Origin of the sequence: Bacillus sp. FSL P4-0248 (genome assembly GCF_038593305.1) — a bacterium.
Taxonomy (GTDB): Bacteria; Bacillota; Bacilli; order Bacillales; family Bacillaceae; genus Bacillus; species Bacillus safensis.
The window spans coordinates 105,544-128,644 of the sequence record NZ_CP151983.1; the positions used below are offsets into that span (position 1 = coordinate 105,544).

The 23,101-nt window shown below is 42.0% G+C and carries 23 protein-coding genes and 2 other annotated features; all 23 genes read left to right on the plus strand.

Features of this window, described 5'->3' with window-relative positions:
* Nucleotides 1-3: 3 nt before the first annotated feature.
* Nucleotides 4-1,095 (plus strand): protein arginine kinase, encoded by a 1,092-nt coding sequence (locus tag NST65_RS00580; RefSeq protein ID WP_024425579.1) that lies wholly within the window; start codon nucleotides 4-6, stop codon nucleotides 1,093-1,095.
* Nucleotides 1,092-3,527 carry an ATP-dependent protease ATP-binding subunit ClpC gene (clpC, locus tag NST65_RS00585; RefSeq protein ID WP_007496263.1) on the plus strand — a complete coding sequence of 812 codons (2,436 nt, stop codon included), beginning with the start codon at nucleotides 1,092-1,094 and terminating at the stop codon, nucleotides 3,525-3,527. The genes NST65_RS00580 and clpC overlap by 4 nt, the downstream gene beginning before the upstream one ends.
* A gap of 93 nt (nucleotides 3,528-3,620) precedes the next feature.
* Entirely contained in the window at nucleotides 3,621-5,000 is a 1,380-nt protein-coding gene (gene radA / locus NST65_RS00590; RefSeq protein ID WP_024425863.1) for a DNA repair protein RadA, read from the plus strand.
* 2 nt (nucleotides 5,001-5,002) lie between these two features.
* Nucleotides 5,003-6,082, plus strand: coding sequence for a DNA integrity scanning diadenylate cyclase DisA (gene disA, locus NST65_RS00595; RefSeq protein ID WP_024425581.1), 1,080 nt, complete (start codon nucleotides 5,003-5,005; stop codon nucleotides 6,080-6,082).
* Nucleotides 6,083-6,235: 153 nt separating this feature from the next.
* Nucleotides 6,236-7,336 (plus strand): PIN/TRAM domain-containing protein, encoded by a 1,101-nt coding sequence (locus tag NST65_RS00600; RefSeq protein WP_024425582.1) that lies wholly within the window; start codon nucleotides 6,236-6,238, stop codon nucleotides 7,334-7,336.
* A gap of 13 nt (nucleotides 7,337-7,349) precedes the next feature.
* Complete coding sequence (gene ispD / locus NST65_RS00605; protein ID WP_024425583.1) at nucleotides 7,350-8,039, plus strand: 2-C-methyl-D-erythritol 4-phosphate cytidylyltransferase; 690 nt, start codon at nucleotides 7,350-7,352, stop codon at nucleotides 8,037-8,039.
* 3 nt (nucleotides 8,040-8,042) lie between these two features.
* Nucleotides 8,043-8,519, plus strand: a complete 477-nt coding sequence (gene ispF / locus NST65_RS00610; RefSeq protein ID WP_003216928.1) for a 2-C-methyl-D-erythritol 2,4-cyclodiphosphate synthase — start codon at nucleotides 8,043-8,045, stop codon at nucleotides 8,517-8,519.
* A gap of 94 nt (nucleotides 8,520-8,613) precedes the next feature.
* Complete coding sequence (gene gltX / locus NST65_RS00615; protein ID WP_342489223.1) at nucleotides 8,614-10,065, plus strand: glutamate--tRNA ligase; 1,452 nt, start codon at nucleotides 8,614-8,616, stop codon at nucleotides 10,063-10,065.
* Nucleotides 10,065-10,295, plus strand: a binding site (T-box leader). Its footprint overlaps the gene before it by 1 nt.
* A gap of 82 nt (nucleotides 10,296-10,377) precedes the next feature.
* Entirely contained in the window at nucleotides 10,378-11,031 is a 654-nt protein-coding gene (cysE, locus tag NST65_RS00620) for a serine O-acetyltransferase (protein WP_034283914.1), read from the plus strand.
* Entirely contained in the window at nucleotides 11,028-12,428 is a 1,401-nt protein-coding gene (gene cysS / locus NST65_RS00625) for a cysteine--tRNA ligase (protein ID WP_034283904.1), read from the plus strand. Before cysE ends, cysS begins: the two co-directional genes overlap by 4 nt.
* 3 nt (nucleotides 12,429-12,431) lie before the next feature.
* Nucleotides 12,432-12,863, plus strand: coding sequence for a Mini-ribonuclease 3 (locus NST65_RS00630; protein ID WP_024425587.1), 432 nt, complete (start codon nucleotides 12,432-12,434; stop codon nucleotides 12,861-12,863).
* A complete protein-coding gene (gene rlmB, locus NST65_RS00635) occupies nucleotides 12,847-13,596 on the plus strand; it encodes a 23S rRNA (guanosine(2251)-2'-O)-methyltransferase RlmB (RefSeq protein WP_024425588.1) in 750 nt (249 codons plus the stop codon). The genes NST65_RS00630 and rlmB overlap by 17 nt, the downstream gene beginning before the upstream one ends.
* A 2-nt stretch (nucleotides 13,597-13,598) precedes the next feature.
* Nucleotides 13,599-14,111 (plus strand): ribosome-dependent mRNA decay endonuclease Rae1/YacP, encoded by a 513-nt coding sequence (rae1, locus tag NST65_RS00640; RefSeq protein WP_024425589.1) that lies wholly within the window; start codon nucleotides 13,599-13,601, stop codon nucleotides 14,109-14,111.
* A gap of 63 nt (nucleotides 14,112-14,174) precedes the next feature.
* Nucleotides 14,175-14,831 (plus strand): RNA polymerase sporulation sigma factor SigH, encoded by a 657-nt coding sequence (gene sigH / locus NST65_RS00645; protein WP_008345424.1) that lies wholly within the window; start codon nucleotides 14,175-14,177, stop codon nucleotides 14,829-14,831.
* 76 nt (nucleotides 14,832-14,907) lie between these two features.
* On the plus strand, nucleotides 14,908-15,057 hold the full coding sequence (rpmG, locus tag NST65_RS00650) for a 50S ribosomal protein L33 (RefSeq protein ID WP_008356502.1): 150 nt from the start codon (nucleotides 14,908-14,910) through the stop codon (nucleotides 15,055-15,057).
* 34 nt (nucleotides 15,058-15,091) lie between these two features.
* Nucleotides 15,092-15,268 carry a preprotein translocase subunit SecE gene (gene secE, locus NST65_RS00655; protein ID WP_008345422.1) on the plus strand — a complete coding sequence of 59 codons (177 nt, stop codon included), beginning with the start codon at nucleotides 15,092-15,094 and terminating at the stop codon, nucleotides 15,266-15,268.
* A 171-nt stretch (nucleotides 15,269-15,439) separates the two neighbouring features.
* Nucleotides 15,440-15,973 carry a transcription termination/antitermination protein NusG gene (gene nusG, locus NST65_RS00660; protein ID WP_003217197.1) on the plus strand — a complete coding sequence of 178 codons (534 nt, stop codon included), beginning with the start codon at nucleotides 15,440-15,442 and terminating at the stop codon, nucleotides 15,971-15,973.
* Nucleotides 15,974-16,144: 171 nt separating this feature from the next.
* A complete protein-coding gene (gene rplK, locus NST65_RS00665; RefSeq protein ID WP_003216956.1) occupies nucleotides 16,145-16,570 on the plus strand; it encodes a 50S ribosomal protein L11 in 426 nt (141 codons plus the stop codon).
* A gap of 99 nt (nucleotides 16,571-16,669) precedes the next feature.
* Nucleotides 16,670-17,368: a 50S ribosomal protein L1 gene (rplA, locus tag NST65_RS00670; RefSeq protein WP_034283899.1), complete on the plus strand. Its 699-nt coding sequence runs from the start codon at nucleotides 16,670-16,672 to the stop codon at nucleotides 17,366-17,368.
* A 49-nt stretch (nucleotides 17,369-17,417) separates the two neighbouring features.
* Nucleotides 17,418-17,558 (plus strand) — a sequence feature (ribosomal protein L10 leader region).
* 69 nt (nucleotides 17,559-17,627) lie between these two features.
* Complete coding sequence (rplJ, locus tag NST65_RS00675) at nucleotides 17,628-18,128, plus strand: 50S ribosomal protein L10 (RefSeq protein WP_024425590.1); 501 nt, start codon at nucleotides 17,628-17,630, stop codon at nucleotides 18,126-18,128.
* A gap of 48 nt (nucleotides 18,129-18,176) precedes the next feature.
* Nucleotides 18,177-18,542 (plus strand): 50S ribosomal protein L7/L12, encoded by a 366-nt coding sequence (gene rplL, locus NST65_RS00680; protein ID WP_008345418.1) that lies wholly within the window; start codon nucleotides 18,177-18,179, stop codon nucleotides 18,540-18,542.
* Nucleotides 18,543-18,638: 96 nt separating this feature from the next.
* Nucleotides 18,639-19,244, plus strand: a complete 606-nt coding sequence (locus tag NST65_RS00685; protein ID WP_034283897.1) for a class I SAM-dependent methyltransferase — start codon at nucleotides 18,639-18,641, stop codon at nucleotides 19,242-19,244.
* Nucleotides 19,245-19,499: 255 nt separating this feature from the next.
* Complete coding sequence (rpoB, locus tag NST65_RS00690; RefSeq protein ID WP_034283896.1) at nucleotides 19,500-23,081, plus strand: DNA-directed RNA polymerase subunit beta; 3,582 nt, start codon at nucleotides 19,500-19,502, stop codon at nucleotides 23,079-23,081.
* The last annotated feature ends 20 nt before the right edge of the window (nucleotides 23,082-23,101 follow it).

Consider the following 23,101-nt stretch of genomic DNA (forward strand, 5'->3'; position numbering starts at 1 on the left):
GTCATGTCGCTCCAGCATTTTATTCAAGACGCTCTTAGTCAGTGGATGAAACAAAAAGGACCAGAAAGTGACATTGTTCTAAGTAGTCGTATCCGGCTAGCTCGCAATCTAGAGCATGTTCGTTTCCCAACTCAGTTTTCTCAAGCTGAAGCTGAAGCTGTTCTCCAGCAATTCGAGCAAAAGTTTGCTAGCCAGGAAGTGAAGGACATTGGAAACTTTGTTCTGATTCGAATGAATGAAACGCAGCCTTTAGCAAAGAGGGTACTTGTTGAGAAGCATTTGATTAGCCCCAATTTAGCTGAATCAAGATTTGGTGGCTGTTTGCTTTCTGAAAATGAAGAAATCAGTGTAATGCTGAATGAAGAAGACCATATTCGAATCCAATGCTTATTCCCAGGTTTTCAGCTAGCCAATGCACTAAAAGCGGCTAATCAGGTAGATGACTGGATTGAAGAGCAAGTGGATTACGCGTTTTCTGAAAAGCGGGGATACTTAACAAGCTGTCCGACCAATGTAGGTACAGGTATCAGGGCTTCGGTCATGATGCATTTACCAGCATTAGCGCTCACAAGACAAATGAATCGGATTATTCCGGCCATTAATCAATTAGGTCTTGTGGTCAGAGGAATTTATGGTGAGGGCAGCGAAGCAATAGGGAACATCTTTCAAATTTCAAATCAAATGACACTTGGTCAATCAGAAGAAGACATTGTAGATGACTTGAATAGTGTGACCGCTCAGCTCATTGAACAAGAGCGATCTGCACGAAAAGCGTTATATCAAACATCTAAAATTGAACTTGAGGACAGAGTGTACCGCTCTTTAGGGATTTTGGCCAATTGTCGTATGATTGAATCAAAGGAAACAGCGAAGTGTTTGTCAGATGTGCGGCTTGGAATTGATTTAGGTATCATTAAGGGGCTTTCAAGTAATATACTGAATGAACTCATGATTTTGACTCAGCCCGGCTTCCTTCAACAATATTCAGGAGGAGCCTTAGAGCCAAATGAACGAGATATAAAACGAGCAGCGATTATTAGAGAAAGGCTGCGCTTAGAAATGCATAGGAATGGACAGGAGGATGAAACGATATGATGTTTGGAAGATTCACTGAAAGAGCTCAAAAGGTATTAGCACTTGCACAAGAAGAAGCCATTCGCCTAGGCCATAAGAATATTGGTACTGAGCACATTTTACTTGGCCTTGTACGTGAAGGTGAGGGCATCGCTGCCAAAGCGTTAGAAGCACTGGGCCTTGTTTCAGATAAAATCCAAAAAGAAGTCGAAAGCTTGATTGGAAGAGGGCAAGAGGTGTCTCAAGCTATTCCTCATTATACGCCTAGAGCGAAGAAGGTCACTGAGCTTTCAATGGATGAAGCAAGAAAGCTAGGTCATTCCTATGTAGGGACAGAACATATTCTATTAGGTCTTATTCGTGAGGGAGAGGGTGTCGCTGCCCGTGTCTTAAATAACCTCGGAGTGAGCTTAAATAAAGCACGCCAGCAAGTCCTGCAGCTGCTTGGAAGCAATGAAACAGGTGCATCTGCGGCAGGCTCTAATAGCAATGCGAATACACCAACACTAGATAGCCTGGCAAGAGATTTAACAGCTATCGCAAAAGAGGACAGCTTGGACCCTGTCATTGGCCGAAGCAAAGAAATTCAACGTGTCATTGAGGTCCTAAGTAGAAGAACAAAAAATAACCCTGTGCTGATTGGTGAGCCTGGTGTTGGTAAAACAGCCATCGCAGAAGGTCTTGCACAGCAAATTATTCATAATGAAGTGCCTGAAATCCTGCGTGATAAACGAGTAATGACCCTGGATATGGGAACTGTTGTAGCTGGTACGAAATATCGTGGTGAATTCGAGGATCGTTTGAAAAAAGTGATGGACGAAATTCGCCAGGCAGGAAATATCATTCTCTTTATCGACGAGCTTCATACACTTATTGGTGCTGGTGGGGCAGAGGGCGCGATTGATGCGTCTAATATCTTGAAACCATCCCTAGCACGTGGAGAGCTTCAATGTATTGGGGCGACAACGTTAGATGAGTACCGTAAATATATTGAAAAGGATGCTGCGCTTGAACGACGTTTCCAGCCAATTCAAGTAGATCAGCCGTCTGTTGATGAAAGTATTCAAATCTTAAGAGGGCTTAGAGACCGGTATGAAGCACATCACCGTGTGTCTATTACAGATGAAGCGATTGAGGCGGCGGTGAAGCTGTCTGACCGTTATATTTCTGACCGATTCCTTCCAGATAAGGCGATTGATTTAATTGATGAGGCAGGTTCGAAAGTCCGTTTACGTTCGTTCACAACACCGCCTAACCTAAAAGAATTAGAGCAAAAGCTGGATGAAGTACGCAAGGAAAAGGATGCGGCAGTTCAAAGTCAAGAATTTGAAAAAGCAGCTTCTCTTCGCGATACAGAACAGCGTTTGCGTGAAAAAGTAGAAGTTACAAAGAAATCATGGAAAGAAAAGCAGGGACAAGAGAATTCAGAGGTATCTGTAGATGATATCGCAATGGTCGTTTCCAGCTGGACGGGAGTGCCTGTTTCGAAAATTGCTCAAACGGAGACAGATAAGCTTCTGAATATGGAACAATTGCTCCACTCTCGCGTGATCGGACAGGATGAAGCGGTTGTCGCTGTAGCAAAAGCGGTGAGACGTGCGCGTGCTGGACTGAAAGATCCGAAGCGCCCAATCGGCTCCTTTATCTTCTTAGGTCCAACAGGGGTTGGTAAAACGGAGCTTGCAAGAGCACTTGCTGAGTCTATTTTCGGTGATGAAGAAGCAATGATCCGTATTGATATGTCTGAATACATGGAGAAGCACTCTACATCCAGACTTGTTGGGTCACCTCCAGGCTATGTCGGTTATGATGAAGGTGGACAGCTGACTGAAAAAGTGAGAAGAAAACCTTATTCTGTCGTTCTTTTAGACGAGATTGAAAAGGCGCATCCAGATGTATTTAATATCTTACTGCAAGTGTTAGAAGATGGTCGTCTGACTGATTCTAAAGGGCGTACCGTTGACTTTAGAAATACGATTTTGATTATGACATCAAACGTTGGAGCTAGTGAGCTGAAGCGCAATAAATATGTTGGCTTTAATGTGCAGGATGAAAGTCAAAATTACAAGGATATGAAAGGCAAAGTGATGGGCGAGTTGAAACGTGCGTTTAGACCTGAGTTTATCAACCGTATTGATGAAATCATTGTCTTCCACTCGCTTGAGAAGAAACATCTAAAAGAGATCGTGTCTCTCATGTCTGATCAATTGACAAAACGATTAAAAGAACAAGACCTATCAATTGAATTGACGGAAGCAGCAAAAGCGAAGATTGCCGACGAAGGAGTAGATCTTGAGTACGGTGCGCGTCCGTTAAGAAGAGCGATTCAAAAGCATGTAGAAGATCGACTTTCTGAAGAGCTTCTGAAGGGGAATATTGAAAAAGGTCAACATATCGTATTAGATGTGGAAGATGGAGAGATTGTCGTAAAAGCGACGGCTGCTACGAACTAATATAGTAAGAAAAAAGTGTGAGGCATACCAGCAAGGTGTATGCCTCCCTTTACTTATTTTCTGACCAGTATAAGGAGTTGTATTCTTCAATCTATGGCTAAGACAAAATCAAAATTTATATGCCAATCGTGCGGTTATGAGTCAGCCAAATGGATGGGGAAATGTCCAGGCTGCGGCACGTGGAACAGTATGACAGAAGAGGTCGTTCGCAAAGAGCCGGCAAACCGTCGAAGTGCTTTTAATCATTCTGTTCAAACCATTCAAAAACCTTCACCTATATCTGCAATTGAAACATCCGAAGAACCCCGAATTAAAACAAATTTAGAAGAATTTAACCGAGTATTAGGAAGTGGAATTGTCAAAGGTTCTCTTGTTCTCATCGGCGGAGATCCTGGGATTGGGAAATCCACATTGTTATTACAAGTATCAGCACAGCTCTCAGACAAAAATCAGAATGTGTTATACATATCTGGTGAGGAGTCTATTAAACAAACGAAGCTAAGAGCGGACCGCCTTGGCATTGAAAGCGCCTCTTTACATGTTTTGGCTGAAACCGATATGGAGTATATAACGTCTGCTATACAGGAGATGAAACCTGCGTTTGTTGTGGTGGATTCGATTCAAACCGTTTATCAAAGCGATATTACGTCAGCTCCCGGCTCTGTATCTCAAGTTAGAGAATGTACAGCGCAGCTGATGAAGATTGCCAAAACAAATGGTATTCCTATTTTTATCGTTGGTCACGTGACCAAAGAAGGCTCGATCGCAGGTCCACGCCTTTTAGAGCATATGGTGGACACAGTTCTTTATTTTGAAGGCGAGCGTCATCATACGTTTCGTATTTTACGGGCGGTCAAAAACCGATTTGGTTCAACGAATGAATTGGGAATTTTTGAAATGAGAGAGGAAGGGCTCACGGAAGTATTAAACCCATCAGAAATCTTTTTAGAAGAGCGGTCGGCAGGTGTATCTGGTTCGTGTGTTGTTGCCTCAATGGAAGGAACAAGACCCGTACTTGTCGAGATACAGGCATTAATTTCCCCGACAAGCTTTGGGAATCCGCGAAGAATGGCCACTGGCCTTGATCATAATCGAGTATCGCTGCTCATGGCAGTTTTAGAAAAACGCGTGGGGCTGCTGCTGCAAAACCAAGATGCCTATTTAAAGGTCGCAGGCGGTGTGAAGCTTGACGAACCGGCGATTGACTTAGCTATTGCCGTCAGTATTGCATCAAGCTTTAAAGATGCAGCGCCGCATCAAGCGGATTGCTTTATAGGAGAGGTCGGTCTGACGGGAGAAGTCAGAAGAGTATCAAGAATTGAACAGCGAGTGCAGGAAGCTGCAAAACTAGGATTTAAGCGAATGTTTATTCCTCAGGCGAATCTAGACGGATGGAAAAAGCCGAGAGGGATTGAGTTAGTTGGTGTAGAAAATGTAGCGGAGGCACTTCGAATTTCACTAGGGGGATCATAGAAATGGAAAAAGAGAAAAAAGGAGCGAGAGAACTCGATCTCTTAGATATTGTACAGTTTGTGGCACCAGGAACACCTCTGCGGGCAGGGATTGAAAACGTCCTGAGAGCCAATACTGGCGGTCTCATTGTTGTTGGTTATAATGACAAAGTAAAGAGTGTAGTAGATGGAGGATTTCACATTAATTCAGCCTTCTCCCCAGCACATTTATATGAATTGGCGAAGATGGATGGGGCCATTATTCTTAGCGATTCTGGTCAAAAAATCTTGTATGCGAATACACAACTGATGCCAGATGCAACCATTCATTCATCGGAAACAGGCATGAGGCACCGGACGGCTGAACGTGTAGCAAAGCAGACAGGCTGCTTAATTATTGCTATTTCTGAACGGAGGAACGTCATTACCTTATACCAAGGGAATCGTCGTTATACGCTGAAAGATATTGGCTTTATTTTAACAAAGGCTAATCAAGCCATTCAAACACTTGAGAAATATAAAACGATTTTAGATCACGCCATTTCTGCGTTAAGCGCCCTAGAATTCGAAGAGCTTGTGACCTTTGGGGATGTATTATCCGTGCTGCACCGCTACGAAATGGTACTCAGAATCAAAAATGAAATCAATATGTATATCAAAGAGCTTGGAACAGAGGGACACTTGATCCGTCTGCAGGTCAATGAATTGATTACAGATATGGAGCAGGAAGCGGCTTTATTTATTAAAGATTACGTGAAAGAAAAGATTAAAGATCCGTATGTGCTGCTTAAACAACTTCAAGATATGTCGAGCTTTGAGCTTTTAGATGATTCCATTCTGTACAAGTTACTTGGATATCCAGCTTCTACAAATATTGACGAATATGTGTACACAAGAGGATACAGATTGCTCCATAAAATCCCTAGACTGCCAATGCCAATCGTCGAAAATGTGGTTGAAGCATTCGGTGTGCTAGATCGAATTATGGAAGCAGATGTACAAGAATTGGATGAAGTAGAAGGAATTGGAGAAGTAAGAGCGAAAAAGATAAAAAAAGGATTAAAAAGGTTACAAGAAAAACACTATATCGACCGTCAGCTTTAAGAAGAGAAATTTTTCTCTACTACGGTTAAAAATGGATGAATATGGGTATATTAATGATGGTTTTGTTTTCTGTTGCTCATGATAGGAAACTTAAACATATATCAATGTCAGATGAAGGTGGATTGACAGATGAAAAATAAAGGAGGTGAAGGTATGTTAAAAAGAATCGTTCAGGCGTTTTTTATCATTTTGGGTGCAGTTGTGGGGATTTTTATCATTCCAGAGTTATTTCTGCTTTTAAATGTAAAGGACATACCTTTCATAACAAATGCTTACTCTTCAGCACTAATAGGAGCCGTTGTGTTCTTCATCATTGGTAAATGGTGCACAGGTTATGTGGTTAATTGGGTGAAATGGATCGAGGATTCTCTATTGAAGGCGCCTCTTCCTGATCTTATATCTGGAAGTTTCGGATTAGTATTTGGACTTATTCTAGCATATCTTATTGTAAACGTGATCCCGCTAAACAATATCCCATATCATATTTTTGGTACCATTATTCCGATTTTCCTGGCTTTCTTTTTAGGATACCTTGGGTTTCAGGTAGGCTTTAAGAAGAAGGATGAAATGATAGGGCTGTTCTCCCGATCTGCAAAGGTCACAAAGAAAAAAGGAGCAGCTGATGATGAACCTGAAATAGAAGATAAAAAGCTGAAAATTTTAGACACAAGTGTTATCATTGATGGAAGAATCGCAGATATTTGCCAAACTGGATTCTTAGAAGGTGTCATGGTCATTCCTCAATTTGTACTCGAGGAATTACAGCATATTGCAGACTCTTCAGATGTATTAAAGAGAAATAGAGGCCGAAGAGGTCTTGATATTTTAAATCGTATTCAAAAAGAATTGGATATCAAAGTTGAAATTTACGAAGGTGACTTCGAAGACATTCAAGAGGTTGATAGCAAGCTTGTGAAGCTGGCGAAATTAACTTCAGGTGTTGTTGTGACCAATGATTTTAATTTAAATAAAGTATGCGAACTTCAAAAAGTAGCAGTGTTAAACATCAATGATCTAGCCAATGCCGTTAAACCGGTTGTACTGCCTGGGGAAGAAATGAAGGTACAGGTCATCAAAGATGGGAAAGAGCATAACCAAGGTGTTGCTTACTTAGATGACGGGACGATGATTGTGGTCGAGGAAGGACGCAATTACATTGGAAAAGACATTGACGTGCTCGTCACAAGTGTGCTGCAGACTGCTGCTGGAAGAATGATTTTTGCGAAGCCAAAACTTCTGGAGAAGGCGCTCTAAAGGGAGAACGAACATGTATTATGAAGTAGTTATTCCGGCTGCGGGGCAGGGGAAACGAATGAAGGCCGGCCGCAATAAGCTTTTTATTGAGCTGAAAAGAATGCCGGTCATCATTCATACACTAAAGGTGTTTGACGCTCATGCGCAATGCAAACGAATGATCCTAGCGATCAATGAAGAGGAGCGTCAAGACTTTGAAAGGCTACTCAAGGTACACGCTTTTCAAACGCCTGTTTCACTTGTCACTGGCGGTGAAGAACGTCAGCAAAGTGTATACGAAGGATTAAAGGCTGTGAAAGATGCGGACATCGTGCTTGTTCATGATGGGGCAAGGCCTTTTATTAAGCATACACAGATTGACTTGCTCGTTAAAGCGGCGATTGAAAAAGGCTCCGCAGTTGTAGCGGTACCAGTGAAAGACACAATCAAACGCGTTCAAGAAGGCAAAGTGGAACAAACCATTGAACGTCAGAGCTTGTGGGCAGTCCAGACCCCACAAGCTTTTCGTCATTCTATTTTAAAAGAGGCGCATGAATATGCGGAGCGGACAGGCTTCCTTGGAACAGACGACGCCAGTCTTGTTGAACAATTACAAGGTGAGAATGTGTATATTGTCCAAGGAGACTATACCAATATTAAGCTGACAACACCGGATGATTTATTGGTTGCCAAGGCAATTATGGATGCGGAAAGAGGGTACTAGATCATGTTGAGAATAGGACAAGGTTTTGATGTACATCAATTAACAGAGGGAAGACCTCTAATTATCGGCGGGGTCACCATCCCTTATGAAAAGGGACTGCTAGGTCATTCAGATGCTGACGTACTGCTTCACACAGTGGCAGATGCATGCCTGGGTGCGATTGCTGAAGGAGATATCGGCAGACATTTCCCAGACACAGATCCTGAGTTTAAGGATGCAGATTCTTTTAAATTATTGCAGCATGTGTGGGCACTTGTGAAAGAAAAGGGCTACACACTTGTGAATATTGACTGCACCATCATGGCGCAAAAGCCAAAAATGGCACCTTACATTCAACCAATGTGTGAGAAAATTGCAGAAGCGCTTGAGGCAGATGTCACACAGGTGAATGTCAAAGCAACAACGACAGAGAAACTCGGATTTACAGGAAGAGGAGAAGGAATTGCCTCTCAGGCAACAGTGCTTCTTCAGAAAAAGTAAAATCCATTTTGATGAGAATAGGTTTTGATGATAAAATACGTTTATAAAAAATTGGTGTCAGACAACATGATGCAGATGAAAGGAAGTTAAACTCATGGGAAATGAAGTGCGTGTTCGTTATGCACCGAGTCCAACTGGTCATTTACATATTGGGAATGCTAGAACGGCTCTTTTCAACTATTTGTTCGCACGCAGCCAAGGCGGCAAATTTATTATTCGAATCGAGGATACGGACCAAAAGCGTAATGTAGAAGGCGGGGAGGAAAGCCAGCTTCGCCACCTGCAATGGCTCGGTATTGATTGGGATGAGAGCATTGATAAAGATGGCGGTTACGGTCCTTACAGACAATCAGAGCGTAATGATATTTACAAAAAATATTATGACGAACTGTTAGAGAAGGACTTGGCTTATAAGTGCTATTGTACGGCTGAAGAGCTAGAGGCCGAGCGTGAAGCACAAATCGCCCGCAGTGAAATGCCTCGATATTCTGGTAAATGCAGTCATTTATCAAAAGAAGAAGAGGACAAACTGATTGCTGAAGGAAGAGAGCCAAGCATCCGCTTCCGAGTACCAAAAGGAGAAATCATCAAATTTGACGACATGGTCAAAGGTGAAATTTCATTTGAAACAGACGGCATTGGTGACTTTGTTATTGTGAAAAAAGATGGCACGCCAACTTATAACTTTGCAGTTGCCGTGGATGATCATTTGATGAAAATGACTCACGTTCTTCGCGGAGAGGATCATATTTCAAATACCCCTAAACAAATCATGATTTTTCATGCATTTGGCTGGGATGTTCCGCTATTCGGACATATGACGCTGATTGTGAACGAGAACCGCAAGAAATTAAGTAAACGTGATGAATCGATTATTCAATTCATCGAGCAATATAAGAATTTAGGCTATTTACCTGAAGCCCTGTTTAACTTCATTGCATTACTTGGATGGTCTCCAGTAGGCGAAGAAGAACTGTTTACAAAAGAGCAATTCATCGACATTTTTGATGTGAACCGACTTTCTAAGTCACCAGCTCTATTCGATATGCATAAACTAAAATGGGTGAACAACCAATACGTGAAAGCACTTGATCTTGATCAGGTTGTGGCACTAACACTTCCGCATCTTCAAAAGGCAGGCAAGGTAAGTGAGCAGCTGACTGAAGAAGAAAACACGTGGGTACGCAAGCTTATTTCTCTGTATCACGAACAATTAAGCTACGGAGCAGAAATTGTTGAGTTGACAGAGTTGTTCTTTAAGGAGCAAATTGAGTATAATCAAGAGGCAAAGGAAGTTCTAGCAGAGGAGCAAGTACCAGAAGTCATGGCATCTTTTGCAGGTCATCTTGAACAGCTTGAGTCTTTCACACCTGATGAAATCAAGGCTGCCATTAAAGCGGTACAAAAAGAAACAGGGCATAAAGGCAAGAAACTATTCATGCCGATTCGTGTGGCTGTCACAGGACAAACGCATGGCCCAGAACTTCCGCAAAGTATTGAATTACTAGGTAAAGAAACGGTATTAAACCGCATTAAACAAATATAAGGAAATCGTTGCGAGGGAGAAGTACAATGTACTCGTCCATCACAGAAAGAGTCTCCACCGGCTGAAAGAGACTTATGGGCAGATGTTGGAAATGCACCCTCAAGACCCTTGAGGAACACGTACGTTAGTATGCAAGGGCGGTACCCTCCGTTATGGGATTAAGTTGAGAAGGCTTCAAGATAAGTGGCTTTCTAAACAGAGTGGAACCGCGTTTTCAAAACGTCTCTGTCATTTGGCAGAGGCGTTTTTTATTTGTCCAAAAAAAGAGAGCAAGTCCTAAGAGAGATTCATGGGGAAGAACGGGGGGAGCATGTGTTTTTCAAAATGCTGAAAGAAGATATTGATACTGTGTTTGATCAAGATCCTGCTGCTAGAAGCTATATTGAAGTAGTGCTAACCTATTCAGGGCTTCATGCGATTTGGGCTCACCGTATTGCGCATGCATTTTATAAGCGGAAGCTGTACTTTATTGCGCGAATCATTTCTCAGGTCAGCCGTTTTTTCACAGGGGTGGAAATTCATCCGGCGGCAACCATTGGCAGGCGGTTCTTCATTGATCACGGCATGGGCGTCGTGATCGGGGAAACATGTGAAATTGGAGACAACGTCACTGTTTTCCAAGGCGTGACATTAGGGGGAACAGGGAAAGAAAAGGGAAAGCGGCATCCGACCATTTTAGACGATGCCCTCATTGCGACAGGTGCCAAGGTGCTTGGTTCCATTACAGTTGGAAAAGGAGCCAAGATTGGAGCGGGGTCGGTCGTGTTAAAGGACGTACCCGACCATTCCACCGTTGTCGGTATACCTGGGCGAGTCGTCGTTCAAAATGGAAAGAAAATCAATCGTGATCTCAATCATCAAGATTTGCCAGATCCAATTTCCGATCGTTTCAAAGAATTGGAACGAGAAATGGAAAAGCTAAAAGGTGAGCTGGCTTCATTGAGCAGAAAGGAAGAACAATCATGACAATCAATATTTATAATACATTGACACGTAAGAAGGAAGAATTTGTCCCGCTTGAGCCAGGAAAGGTCAAGATGTATGTGTGCGGACCAACCGTTTATAACTACATTCATATCGGGAATGCTAGACCTGCTATTGTTTATGACACTGTACGTAAGTATTTAGAATACAGCGGTTACGATGTAAACTTTGTATCAAACTTTACAGATGTGGATGATAAACTCATCAAAGCAGCCAACGAACTCGGAGAAGATGTGCCGACAATTGCTGACCGGTTTATCCAGGCCTACTTCGAAGACGTCAGTGCACTCGGCTGCAAAAAAGCAGACCTTCACCCGCGAGTGACGGAAAACATGGATGATATCATTGCGTTTATTGCCACATTGATTGAAAAAGGCTACGCCTATGAAGCAGATGGCGACGTGTATTACAGCACACGCTCATTTGAAGGCTATGGAAAGCTTTCTCACCAATCAATTGATGAACTGAAGACAGGTGCCCGTATTCGAGTAGGTGAAAAGAAACGAGATGCACTGGACTTTGCTCTTTGGAAGGCTGCAAAGGATCAGGAAATCTCTTGGGATAGCCCGTGGGGCGAAGGACGCCCAGGCTGGCACATTGAATGCTCGGCAATGGTCAAAAAATATTTAGGTGATACGATCGATATTCATGCTGGCGGACAGGATTTAACATTCCCTCACCATGAGAATGAAATTGCCCAATCTGAGGCTTTGACAGGGAAGCCTTTTGCGAAGTATTGGATGCATAACGGGTATATTAATATCGATAATGAAAAAATGTCAAAATCACTTGGCAACTTTGTGCTGGTGCATGACATTGTGAAAGAACAAGATCCTGATGTGCTTCGCTTCTTTATGTTGTCGGTTCACTATCGCCACCCAATTAATTACTCAATGGATTTATTAGAAAGTACAAAGAGTGCGTTTAACCGACTCAAAACATCGTATGCGAATTTACATCACCGTCTAGAGAGCAGCACAAATATCACGGAAGACAATGCTGAATGGCTGGCAAAAATTGAAGAGCAGCGTGCAACATTTATTTCCGAAATGAATGATGACTTCAATACGGCAAATGCGATCTCTGTTTTATTCGAATTAGCGAAACAGGCGAATTATTATATGGAAAATGATCATACTTCGGAGGAAGTGATCAAGGCATTTATCGGCTTGTTCCAAGAAATTACGTCTGTTCTCGGCTTCTCATTAGAAGAAAAGCACACGCTTGACGAAGAGGTAGAAGCGTTAATTGAAAAACGCAATGAAGCTAGAAGAAATCGTGACTTTGCCCTATCTGATCAAATTCGTGATCAATTAAAGAACATGAATATTGTGTTGGAGGACACTCCTCAAGGTACTCGCTGGAAAAGAGGAGAATAGGCAATGTTGAATTTTGAAAAGCTGAAAGACGGTAAACAGCTGAACGGACTTGCGCTGGCTTATATGGGTGATGCCATTTTTGAAGTATATGTGAGGCATCACCTCCTCCAAACGGGGGCGACAAAACCAAATGAGCTGCACAAACGAGCAAGCAAAATTGTTTCAGCTAAATCACAGGCTGCTATTTTATTTACGCTTCAGCAGCAAGGCTTTTTCACTGAAGCAGAAGAAGCGGTGCTGAAAAGAGGAAGAAACGCAAAATCAGGCACAGTGCCTAAAAACACAGACGTTCAAACGTATCGTTATAGTACAGCGTTTGAAGCGCTCATGGGTTATTTATTTATCGAAAAGCAGGACGAACGCTTAGAAGAGCTGATTGGTCAGGCGATTGAAATCGGAACGTCAGGGAGGAAGACAAATGAGTCAGCAACATGATTATGTCATTGGGAAAAATGCAGTGATTGAGACACTGAAGTCAGATCGGGAGTTATACAAGCTCTGGATGGCAGAAAACACTGTAAAAGGACAAGCCCAGCAGGTCATTGAACTCGCTAAAAAGCAAAATATCACCATTCAGTATGTTCCGAGGAAAAAGCTTGATCAAATGGTTACAGGTCAGCACCAGGGAATCGTTGCACAAGTAGCAGCATATGAATATGCAGAATTGGACGACCTGTATCAAATCGCTGAAAAGCGTAATGAACAGCCTTTCTTTCTGATTTTAGATGAGATTGAAGACCCGCATAATTTAGGATCTATTATGAGAACGGCAGATGCTGTAGGTGCACACGGGATTGTCATTCCGAAAAGGAGAGCGGTCGGTCTAACAACAACAGTTGCTAAGGCATCCACTGGAGCAATTGAGCATATTCCTGTCGCAAAAGTGACCAATCTTTCAAGAGCCCTTGATGAAATGAAAGAAAGAGGAATCTGGGTTGCGGGAACAGATGCGTCTGCTAAACAGGATTACAGACAATTTGATGGCACGATGCCGCTGGCTCTTGTGATTGGCAGCGAGGGAAAAGGAATTGGCCGATTGATTAAGGAAAAGTGTGATTTTCTGATTAAACTGCCTATGGCCGGGAAGGTTACTTCGTTAAACGCATCAGTTGCCGCTGGTTTATTGATGTATGAAGTGTATCGAAAACGTTATCCGTTAGGAGAATAGAGATGGATATCCTCTTAGTCGATGGATACAACATGATAGGTGCATGGCCTCAGCTGCAGCACTTAAAGGAAAACAGCTTTGAAGAAGCCAGAGACGTACTGATTCAACATTTAGCAGAATATCAAGCATACACAGGGTATCGAGTCATTGTCGTATTCGATGCCCATATGGTCAAAGGAATTGAAAAGAAGCGGACCAACCACCGAGTAGAGGTCATCTTTACGAGAGAGAATGAAACGGCGGATGAGCGGATTGAAAAGCTGGCGCAGGATTTGAATAATATACGGACGCAAATTCATGTGGCAACCTCAGATTTTACGGAACAATGGGCTATTTTTGGACAAGGAGCTCTTCGGAAGTCGGCTCGTGAGCTTTTAAGAGAGATTGAAGTGATAGAACGAAAGATTGAAACGAGGGTCAAAAAGATTACTTCTGATAAACCAGCATCTAAGATTGAATTGTCAGAAGATGTATTGAAAACGTTTGAAAAATGGCGGCGCGGGAATCTGGAATAGCTTGACGATATTTCAACCATTAATGTATAATATTTCTATCTAGGTGCGGTCGGGGGGATCGAAGTGAATCTAAACAACAGCAAGGGTAAGTCCATCAGAGAGCAATTTTGCCAGTTGGAAGATGAACAAGTCATTGAAAGGGTTCATGTCGGAGATAGTGATGCGCTAGATTATTTAATAACGAAATACCGCAATTTTGTACGTGCGAAAGCAAGATCTTATTTCTTGATAGGAGCGGATCGAGAGGACATTGTCCAAGAGGGAATGATCGGACTTTATAAGTCTATCCGCGATTTCAGAGAGGACAAGCTTACTTCATTTAAGGCTTTTGCAGAATTATGTATTACCCGCCAAATTATCACCGCAATTAAAACAGCTACTCGCCAAAAACATATCCCGTTAAATTCCTATGTATCATTAGACAAGCCGATCTACGATGAAGAATCGGACAGAACATTATTGGATGTCATTTCCGGTGCTAAAGCGCTTAACCCAGAAGACTTAATTATTAGCAAAGAAGAATTTGATGATATCGAAATGAAGATGGGTGAACTGCTAAGCGAGCTGGAAAGAAAGGTACTTGTGCTTTATCTTGATGGCAGATCCTATCAAGAGATTTCTGAAGATTTAAATCGTCATGTGAAATCAATTGATAACGCACTCCAAAGAGTAAAGAGAAAATTAGAGAAATATTTAGAGCTTCGCGAGATTAGTCTCTAATCAAACCTATATTGACAGCTTTTTCGACACTGTGATAAGGTACTAATGAAATGATGTCGAGAAAATAGGTGTAAATATGAGGAAAAAGATTACTCTAGCCTGTAAAGACTGCGGAAGCCGCAATTATACGACAATGAAAAGTGTTGCTTCAGCAGCTGAAAGATTAGAAGTTAAGAAATATTGCAAGACTTGTAATTCACATAAAACACATTTAGAAACGAAGTAAGATTTGCGTTCTTTAATCTGTGGAGGTCTTTTACATGCGTATTATCAGTTTCTTAAAAAGTGTCGGAAAAGAAATGAAAAAGGTCAGCTGGCCAAAGAAGAACGAAATGGTCCGCTACACAATCACTGTTATTTTAACAGTCGTATTCTTTGCCATCTTTTTCTCTTTTCTTGATATAGGAATCTCACAATTAATCGAATTAATTCATTAATACTTGAATAATGGTCTGCTGAACGTGCTATAATAGATCATAATATGACTTGCCAAAAAACCCGTTTTACGGGTTTTTTCAATTGCTTGAAAATATTTACCGTTACTCGAGATTCGTCAAATAGACATTATGAAATGTGGGGAGGGAAGGACTAAATAGTCCTGAACGAAAATGGAAAAGAATTGGTATGTTGTGCATACGTACTCTGGCTATGAAAACAAAGTAAAAGCGAATTTGGAAAAGCGTGTTGAATCAATGGGCATGCAGGATAAAATCTTCCGCGTCGTCGTACCAGAAGAAGAAGAAACGGATATTAAAAATGGTAAGAAAAAAGTTGTCAAAAAGAAAGTATTCCCTGGCTATGTCCTAGTGGAAATCGTGATGACTGACGACTCTTGGTATGTCGTTCGTAATACACCAGGTGTCACTGGATTCGTTGGATCAGCTGGATCAGGCTCAAAGCCGACTGCGCTGCTGCCAGGCGAAGCTGAAACCATTCTGAAGAGAATGGGTCTTGAAGAACGCAAAACAGAAATCGACTTTGAACTGAAAGAAACAGTTAAGGTCATCGATGGACCATTTGCTAACTTCACTGGCTCTATTGAAGAAATTGACTACGATAAAAGCAAAGTCAAAGTATTCGTTAATATGTTTGGTAGAGAAACACCTGTTGAACTTGAGTTCACGCAGATCGATAAATTGTAATTTAAAAGAGCTTGAAATGAGTGTATAGAAGTGGTAATATAGCAAAGGTACGTCTTGAGTTCACTCAAGATCGCTAGCTAGTTATTTCGTCATTCATATAAAGAATGAAGTTGTTGAGTGGGAGGGGGATTCCCCTATTACCACATCACGGACTTTAAGGAGGTGTGTCTCGTGGCTAAAAAAGTAGTTAAAGTTGTTAAATTGCAAATTCCTGCTGGAAAAGCTAACCCAGCTCCACCAGTTGGACCTGCACTAGGTCAAGCCGGTGTTAATATCATGGGATTCTGTAAGGAGTTTAACGCTCGTACAGCTGACCAAGCTGGTCTTATCATTCCTGTTGAAATTTCGGTTTTTGAAGACCGTTCATTTACATTTATTACTAAAACTCCACCTGCTGCAGTTTTACTTAAAAAAGCAGCTGGTATTGAGTCTGGTTCTGGTGAACCTAACCGTAATAAAGTGGCAACTGTTAAGCGTGATAAAGTACGCGAAATCGCGGAAACAAAAATGCCTGACTTAAACGCTGCTAGCGTTGAATCAGCTATGCGCATGGTTGAAGGTACTGCACGCAGTATGGGTATTGTCATCGAAGATTAATTTTTTGTCTTGTTGGGTTGCGAGTTTGGTTTTGACAAGTTCGCAACCCTTATTCGTGGGAGGTTATTCCGCTAAAACCACATAAGGAGGATTTTTATAATGGCTAAAAAAGGTAAAAAGTATGTAGAAGCTGCTAAGCTGATCGAACGTACTAAAGCGTATGATGTAGCTGAAGCTGTTTCTCTTACAAAAAAAGCAAATGCAGCGAAATTTGATGCGACTGTAGAAGTTGCTTTTCGTTTGGGCGTAGACCCTCGTAAAAACGATCAACAAATCCGCGGTGCAGTTGTACTTCCTAACGGAACTGGTAAAACTCAACGCGTTCTTGTGTTCGCTAAAGGCGAAAAAGCAAAAGAAGCAGAAGCTGCTGGAGCAGACTACGTTGGAGATTCTGATTACATCACTAAAATCCAACAAGGCTGGTTCGATTTCGATGTAATCGTTGCGACACCTGACATGATGGGTGAAGTTGGTAAGATCGGTCGTGTACTTGGACCAAAAGGTCTTATGCCAAACCCTAAAACAGGAACTGTAACGTTCGAAGTTGAAAAAGCAATCAATGAAATCAAAGCTGGTAAAGTAGAATACCGCGTTGATAAAGCTGGTAATATCCACGCGCCAATCGGAAAGGTTTCTTTCGAGGACGAAAAGCTTGTTGAGAACTTTGCAACAATCTATGACACAATCCTTAAAGCAAAACCTGCAGCGGCTAAAGGTGTATACGTGAAAAACGTTTCTGTTACATCTACTATGGGCCCTGGTGTGAAAGTGGATCCATCTTCTTTCTCTGCAAAATAATTCTTGACTTATGACAACCATTTTGATAATATCAAAATGTTGTAAAATAGAATAATGTCCATTTATACCGTAGACAGCAGGGGCCTTATGGCTTAAATAACCCGCCGAGGTGTATATGTCACAGTCTTACGTTAACGTATGCTTGTATATACAGCCTCCATGTCTTAATGGAGGCTTTTTATATGGAGAACCGTTCGTTAGGAACGTGATGGCCTGATCGGTATAAGTGTTACACAAAGAATGTACAGGAGGTGTAACCATGAGCAATGCAATCGATACTAAAAAAGTTGTCGTTGATGAAATTACTTCTAAATTTAAAGATAGTATGTCTACTGTCATTGTAGATTACCGCGGTCTTTCTGTTTCTGAAGTGACTGAACTTCGTAAACAGCTTCGTGAAGCTGGCGTAGAATTCAAAGTTTACAAAAACACTTTGACTCGCCGTGCAGTTGAACAAGTTGAACTAACGGGTTTAAACGATTTCTTAACAGGTCCAAACGCTATCGCATTCAGTAACGAAGATGTTATCGCACCTGCGAAAATCATCAACGAATTTGCGAAAAGCCACGAAGCTTTAGAAATCAAAGCTGGTGTCATCGAAGGAAACGTAGCGACTGTAGAAGAAGTGAAGGCTCTTGCGGAACTTCCGTCTCGCGAAGGCTTACTTTCTATGTTGCTTAGCGTTCTTCAAGCTCCAGTTCGTAATCTTGCTCTTGCTACTAAAGCAGTTGCAGATCAAAAAGAAGAACAAGGCGCTTAATGCGTACTTTACGTTTACGTAAAAAAACTTAAAATGGAGGAATTACAAATGGCTTTAAATATCGAAGAAATCATTGCTTCAGTTAAAGAAGCAACTGTACTTGAGTTAAACGACTTAGTAAAAGCAATCGAAGAAGAATTTGGCGTAACTGCTGCTGCTCCTGTAGCTGTAGCTGCTGGTGGCGGTGCTGCTGCTGAAGAAAAAACTGATTTTGATCTAGTACTTGCTGGTGCTGGAGACCAAAAAATCAAAGTTATCAAAGTGGTTCGTGAAATCACTGGTCTTGGCTTGAAAGAAGCTAAAGAACTTGTTGACAACACTCCAAAACCACTTAAAGAAGGTATTGCTAAAGAAGAAGCTGAAGAACTTAAAGCTAAGCTTGAAGAAGTTGGCGCTTCTGTAGAAGTTAAGTAATCTTCGCCTAATCTTTTGGGAAAGCTCGCTTTTACTGGCGGGCTTTTTCTTTTCTAATCTCCTGAAACGATTGAATCCAGAGGAGGTCCATTCACCATGAGTGACCACTATTATACGGAAAAGCCATCAGTGAAAAGCAATAAACAGACATGGGACTTCACCTTGAGAAACCGTACCTTTACTTTTACAAGTGACAGTGGAGTGTTTTCTAAGAAAGAAGTCGACTTTGGTTCAAGGCTTTTAATTGAAGCTTTCGAAGAACCTGATTTGGATGGCGATGTCTTAGATGTCGGTTGCGGTTATGGACCGATTGGCTTATCGTTAGCAAACGAAATGACTAGCCGTACCATTCATATGATTGATGTGAACGAAAGAGCAGTCGAACTTTCAAAGGAAAACGCTAAACATAATCGCATTGATAATGTCCGCATCTATCAAAGTGATTTGTTCTCGAATGTTCATTCCTCAGCTGCTTTTGCCTCTATACTGACCAATCCCCCAATACGGGCAGGGAAGAAAGTTGTACATGCGATCTTTGAAAAAAGTGCTGATCATTTATTGCCGGAAGGTGAGTTGTGGGTGGTTATTCAGAAGAAGCAAGGTGGACCATCTGCGATTGAAAAATTAGAGCAGCTCTTTGAAGAAGTCGAGGTTGTGCTGAAAAAAAAGGGCTACTATATCATCAAAGCTAAAAAAGTTTGACGCAGTTTCCTAGCTGTGTTAACATTATAAAATGCCAATGTGTATATTTTGCTTGATAGGCTTAAAAAACAACTATTTTGTATAAATTATGCATACTTGGGAAAACTAATAAAATCGGTATTTGTTTTTGGATGTGGTTTTCTTATTTTAGAAACCCTTTTTTCTTTTGTCTTGTAAAAGTATTTCTTTACTGACATTTGAAAGACAGAAATACTTTTTACACATATAATACGCATGATTTGAGGGGTGAATCAGTTGACAGGTCAACTAGTTCAGTATGGACGACACCGCCAGCGCAGAAGCTACGCACGCATAAGCGAAGTGTTAGAATTACCAAATCTCATTGAAATTCAAACCTCTTCTTATCAGTGGTTTCTTGATGAGGGTCTTAGAGAGATGTTTCAAGATATATCCCCAATTGAGGATTTTACTGGTAACCTTTCTCTTGAATTCATTGATTACAGCCTAGGGGATCCTAAGTATCCTGTAGCAGAATCAAAAGAACGTGATGTAACTTACTCTGCTCCACTAAGAGTAAAAGTTCGTTTAATTAACAAAGAAACTGGAGAAGTAAAAGACCAAGATGTGTTTATGGGTGATTTCCCAATCATGACAGACACAGGTACTTTTATCATTAATGGTGCGGAACGTGTAATCGTTTCTCAGTTAGTGCGTTCTCCAAGTGTATATTTCAGTGGTAAAGTAGACAAAAACGGTAAAAAAGGTTTTACTGCGACTGTCATTCCAAACCGTGGCGCATGGTTAGAATACGAAACTGATGCGAAGGATGTAGTCTATGTACGCATCGATCGCACACGTAAGTTGCCGGTTACGGTTCTTTTGCGTGCTCTCGGCTTCAGCTCTGATCAAGAGATTCTTGACCTCATTGGCGAGAATGAATACTTACGCAACACGCTGGAAAAAGACAATACAGAGAATGCAGATAAAGCACTTCTCGAAATCTACGAGCGCCTCCGTCCTGGAGAGCCGCCAACTGTTGAAAATGCGAAAAGCTTGCTAGACTCTCGCTTCTTCGATCCGAAGAGATATGACCTAGCAAATGTTGGACGCTACAAGATTAATAAGAAGCTTCATATTAAAAATAGACTGTTCAATCAAAAATTGGCTGAAACGTTAGTTGATCCTGAAACAGGTGAAATTCTAGCAGAAAAAGGTCAAATTCTAGACAGAAGAATTCTTGATAAAGTTCTTCCATACTTAGAAAACGGCATCGGATTTAGAAAGCTTTATCCTAATGGTGGCGTAGTAGAAGATGAAGTAGAACTTCAATCTATTAAGATTTATGCACCGTCTGATCAAGAAGGCGAGCAAGTGATCAACGTGATTGGAAATGCTTATGTAGAGGAAGCTGTGAAAAACATCACGCCTTCTGACATCATTGCATCAATCAGTTACTTCTTCAACCTTCTTCATGGTGTAGGTGACACAGATGATATCGACCACCTTGGTAACCGTCGTCTGCGTTCTGTAGGTGAACTTCTGCAAAACCAATTCCGTATTGGTTTAAGCAGAATGGAGCGTGTTGTTCGTGAAAGAATGTCGATTCAAGACACAAACACGATCACACCTCAGCAGCTGATCAACATTCGTCCTGTGATCGCTTCTATCAAAGAGTTCTTTGGTAGTTCTCAGCTTTCTCAGTTCATGGATCAAACAAACCCGCTTGCTGAATTGACGCACAAACGTCGTCTGTCAGCGCTTGGACCGGGTGGTTTGACACGTGAGCGTGCAGGAATGGAAGTTCGTGACGTTCACTACTCTCACTATGGACGTATGTGTCCGATTGAAACACCAGAGGGTCCAAACATTGGTTTGATCAACTCTCTATCTTCATTTGCAAAAGTGAATCGCTTCGGATTTATTGAAACACCTTACCGCCGGGTTGATCCTGAAACTGGTAAAGTGACACCGAGAATCGATTACTTAACTGCTGATGAAGAGGATAACTACGTAGTAGCACAAGCGAACGCTCAGTTAGCTGATGATGGTTCGTTTATCGATGATAATATCATTGCTCGTTTCAGAGGGGAAAACACCGTTGTTCCTCGAAACCGCGTTGACTACATGGACGTTTCGCCAAAGCAGGTTGTTTCTGCAGCGACAGCATGTATCCCATTCTTAGAAAACGATGACTCTAACCGTGCTCTAATGGGAGCGAACATGCAGCGTCAGGCTGTGCCTTTGATGCAGCCGGAATCACCGATTGTTGGTACAGGGATGGAGTACGTATCAGGTAAAGACTCTGGTGCTGCTGTCATCTGCCGCTATCCAGGTGTTGTAGAACGTGTAGAAGCAAAAAATATTTGGGTTCGCCGTTATGAAGACGTTGACGGACAACAAGTCAAAGGAAACCTAGACAAATACAGCCTGCTGAAATTTGTCCGCTCTAACCAAGGGACTTGCTACAACCAGCGCCCTATCGTAAGTGTTGGAGATGAAGTCGTTAAAGGAGAAATTCTTGCAGACGGACCTTCTATGGAAAAAGGTGAATTGGCTCTAGGACGTAACGTTATGGTCGGATTTATGACTTGGGACGGTTACAACTACGAGGATGCGATCATCATGAGTGAGCGCCTTGTAAAAGATGACGTCTACACGTCTATTCATATTGAAGAATATGAATCAGAAGCTCGTGATACAAAGCTTGGACCAGAAGAAATCACTCGTGATATTCCAAACGTTGGGGAAGATGCTTTACGCAACCTTGACGAGCGCGGAATCATCCGTATTGGTGCAGAAGTAAAAGACGGAGACCTTCTTGTAGGTAAAGTAACGCCTAAAGGTGTAACTGAACTAACAGCTGAAGAACGTCTATTACATGCAATCTTCGGTGAAAAGGCTCGTGAAGTTCGTGATACGTCACTGCGTGTTCCACACGGCGGCGGCGGAATTATCCACGATGTAAAAGTCTTCAACCGTGAAGATGGAGATGAATTACCTCCAGGTGTAAACCAATTAGTCCGCGTATACATCGTTCAGAAACGTAAGATTTCTGAAGGTGACAAAATGGCCGGACGACATGGTAACAAAGGGGTTATCTCTAAAATCCTTCCAGAAGAAGATATGCCTTATCTTCCAGACGGAACACCGATCGATATCATGTTGAACCCTCTAGGGGTACCATCTCGTATGAACATCGGTCAGGTACTTGAGCTTCATATGGGTATGGCTGCACGTTACCTTGGCATACACATTGCGTCACCAGTATTTGATGGTGCGCGCGAGGAAGATGTTTGGGAAACGCTTGAAGAAGCAGGTATGTCCCGTGATGCGAAAACAGTCCTTTATGACGGTCGAACTGGTGAACCATTCGACAACCGTGTATCTGTCGGAATCATGTACATGATCAAACTGGCTCACATGGTTGACGATAAACTTCACGCTCGTTCAACAGGACCATACTCACTTGTTACGCAGCAGCCACTTGGCGGTAAAGCACAGTTTGGTGGTCAGCGTTTCGGAGAGATGGAAGTATGGGCACTTGAAGCTTACGGTGCAGCATATACACTTCAAGAGATCTTAACAGTTAAATCAGATGACGTTGTGGGTCGTGTGAAAACATACGAAGCCATCGTCAAAGGGGATAACGTACCTGAACCAGGTGTCCCTGAATCATTCAAAGTGTTAATCAAAGAACTTCAAAGTTTAGGTATGGATGTGAAAATCCTATCCGGCGATGAAGAAGAGATAGAAATGAGAGATTTAGAAGACGATGAGGAAACGAAGAAAGCAGACGGATTAGCGTTATCTAATGACGAAGATGCTGCAGACCTCGCACCTGTCGATCTTGAACGTGACGCAGTCACAAAAGAATAGCAGAAACGATTAGAGCAAGT

Coding starts and splice junctions, on each gene's coding strand:
- NST65_RS00580 (WP_024425579.1), top strand. CDS start 4: ATGTCGCTCCAGCATTTTATTCAAGACGCTCTTAGTCAGTGGATGAAA.
- clpC (WP_007496263.1), top strand. CDS start 1,092: ATGATGTTTGGAAGATTCACTGAAAGAGCTCAAAAGGTATTAGCACTT.
- radA (WP_024425863.1), top strand. CDS start 3,621: ATGGCTAAGACAAAATCAAAATTTATATGCCAATCGTGCGGTTATGAG.
- disA (WP_024425581.1), top strand. CDS start 5,003: ATGGAAAAAGAGAAAAAAGGAGCGAGAGAACTCGATCTCTTAGATATT.
- NST65_RS00600 (WP_024425582.1), top strand. CDS start 6,236: ATGTTAAAAAGAATCGTTCAGGCGTTTTTTATCATTTTGGGTGCAGTT.
- ispD (WP_024425583.1), top strand. CDS start 7,350: ATGTATTATGAAGTAGTTATTCCGGCTGCGGGGCAGGGGAAACGAATG.
- ispF (WP_003216928.1), top strand. CDS start 8,043: ATGTTGAGAATAGGACAAGGTTTTGATGTACATCAATTAACAGAGGGA.
- gltX (WP_342489223.1), top strand. CDS start 8,614: ATGGGAAATGAAGTGCGTGTTCGTTATGCACCGAGTCCAACTGGTCAT.
- cysS (WP_034283904.1), top strand. CDS start 11,028: ATGACAATCAATATTTATAATACATTGACACGTAAGAAGGAAGAATTT.
- NST65_RS00630 (WP_024425587.1), top strand. CDS start 12,432: ATGTTGAATTTTGAAAAGCTGAAAGACGGTAAACAGCTGAACGGACTT.
- rlmB (WP_024425588.1), top strand. CDS start 12,847: ATGAGTCAGCAACATGATTATGTCATTGGGAAAAATGCAGTGATTGAG.
- rae1 (WP_024425589.1), top strand. CDS start 13,599: ATGGATATCCTCTTAGTCGATGGATACAACATGATAGGTGCATGGCCT.
- rpmG (WP_008356502.1), top strand. CDS start 14,908: ATGAGGAAAAAGATTACTCTAGCCTGTAAAGACTGCGGAAGCCGCAAT.
- secE (WP_008345422.1), top strand. CDS start 15,092: ATGCGTATTATCAGTTTCTTAAAAAGTGTCGGAAAAGAAATGAAAAAG.
- nusG (WP_003217197.1), top strand. CDS start 15,440: ATGGAAAAGAATTGGTATGTTGTGCATACGTACTCTGGCTATGAAAAC.
- rplA (WP_034283899.1), top strand. CDS start 16,670: ATGGCTAAAAAAGGTAAAAAGTATGTAGAAGCTGCTAAGCTGATCGAA.
- rplJ (WP_024425590.1), top strand. CDS start 17,628: ATGAGCAATGCAATCGATACTAAAAAAGTTGTCGTTGATGAAATTACT.
- rplL (WP_008345418.1), top strand. CDS start 18,177: ATGGCTTTAAATATCGAAGAAATCATTGCTTCAGTTAAAGAAGCAACT.
- NST65_RS00685 (WP_034283897.1), top strand. CDS start 18,639: ATGAGTGACCACTATTATACGGAAAAGCCATCAGTGAAAAGCAATAAA.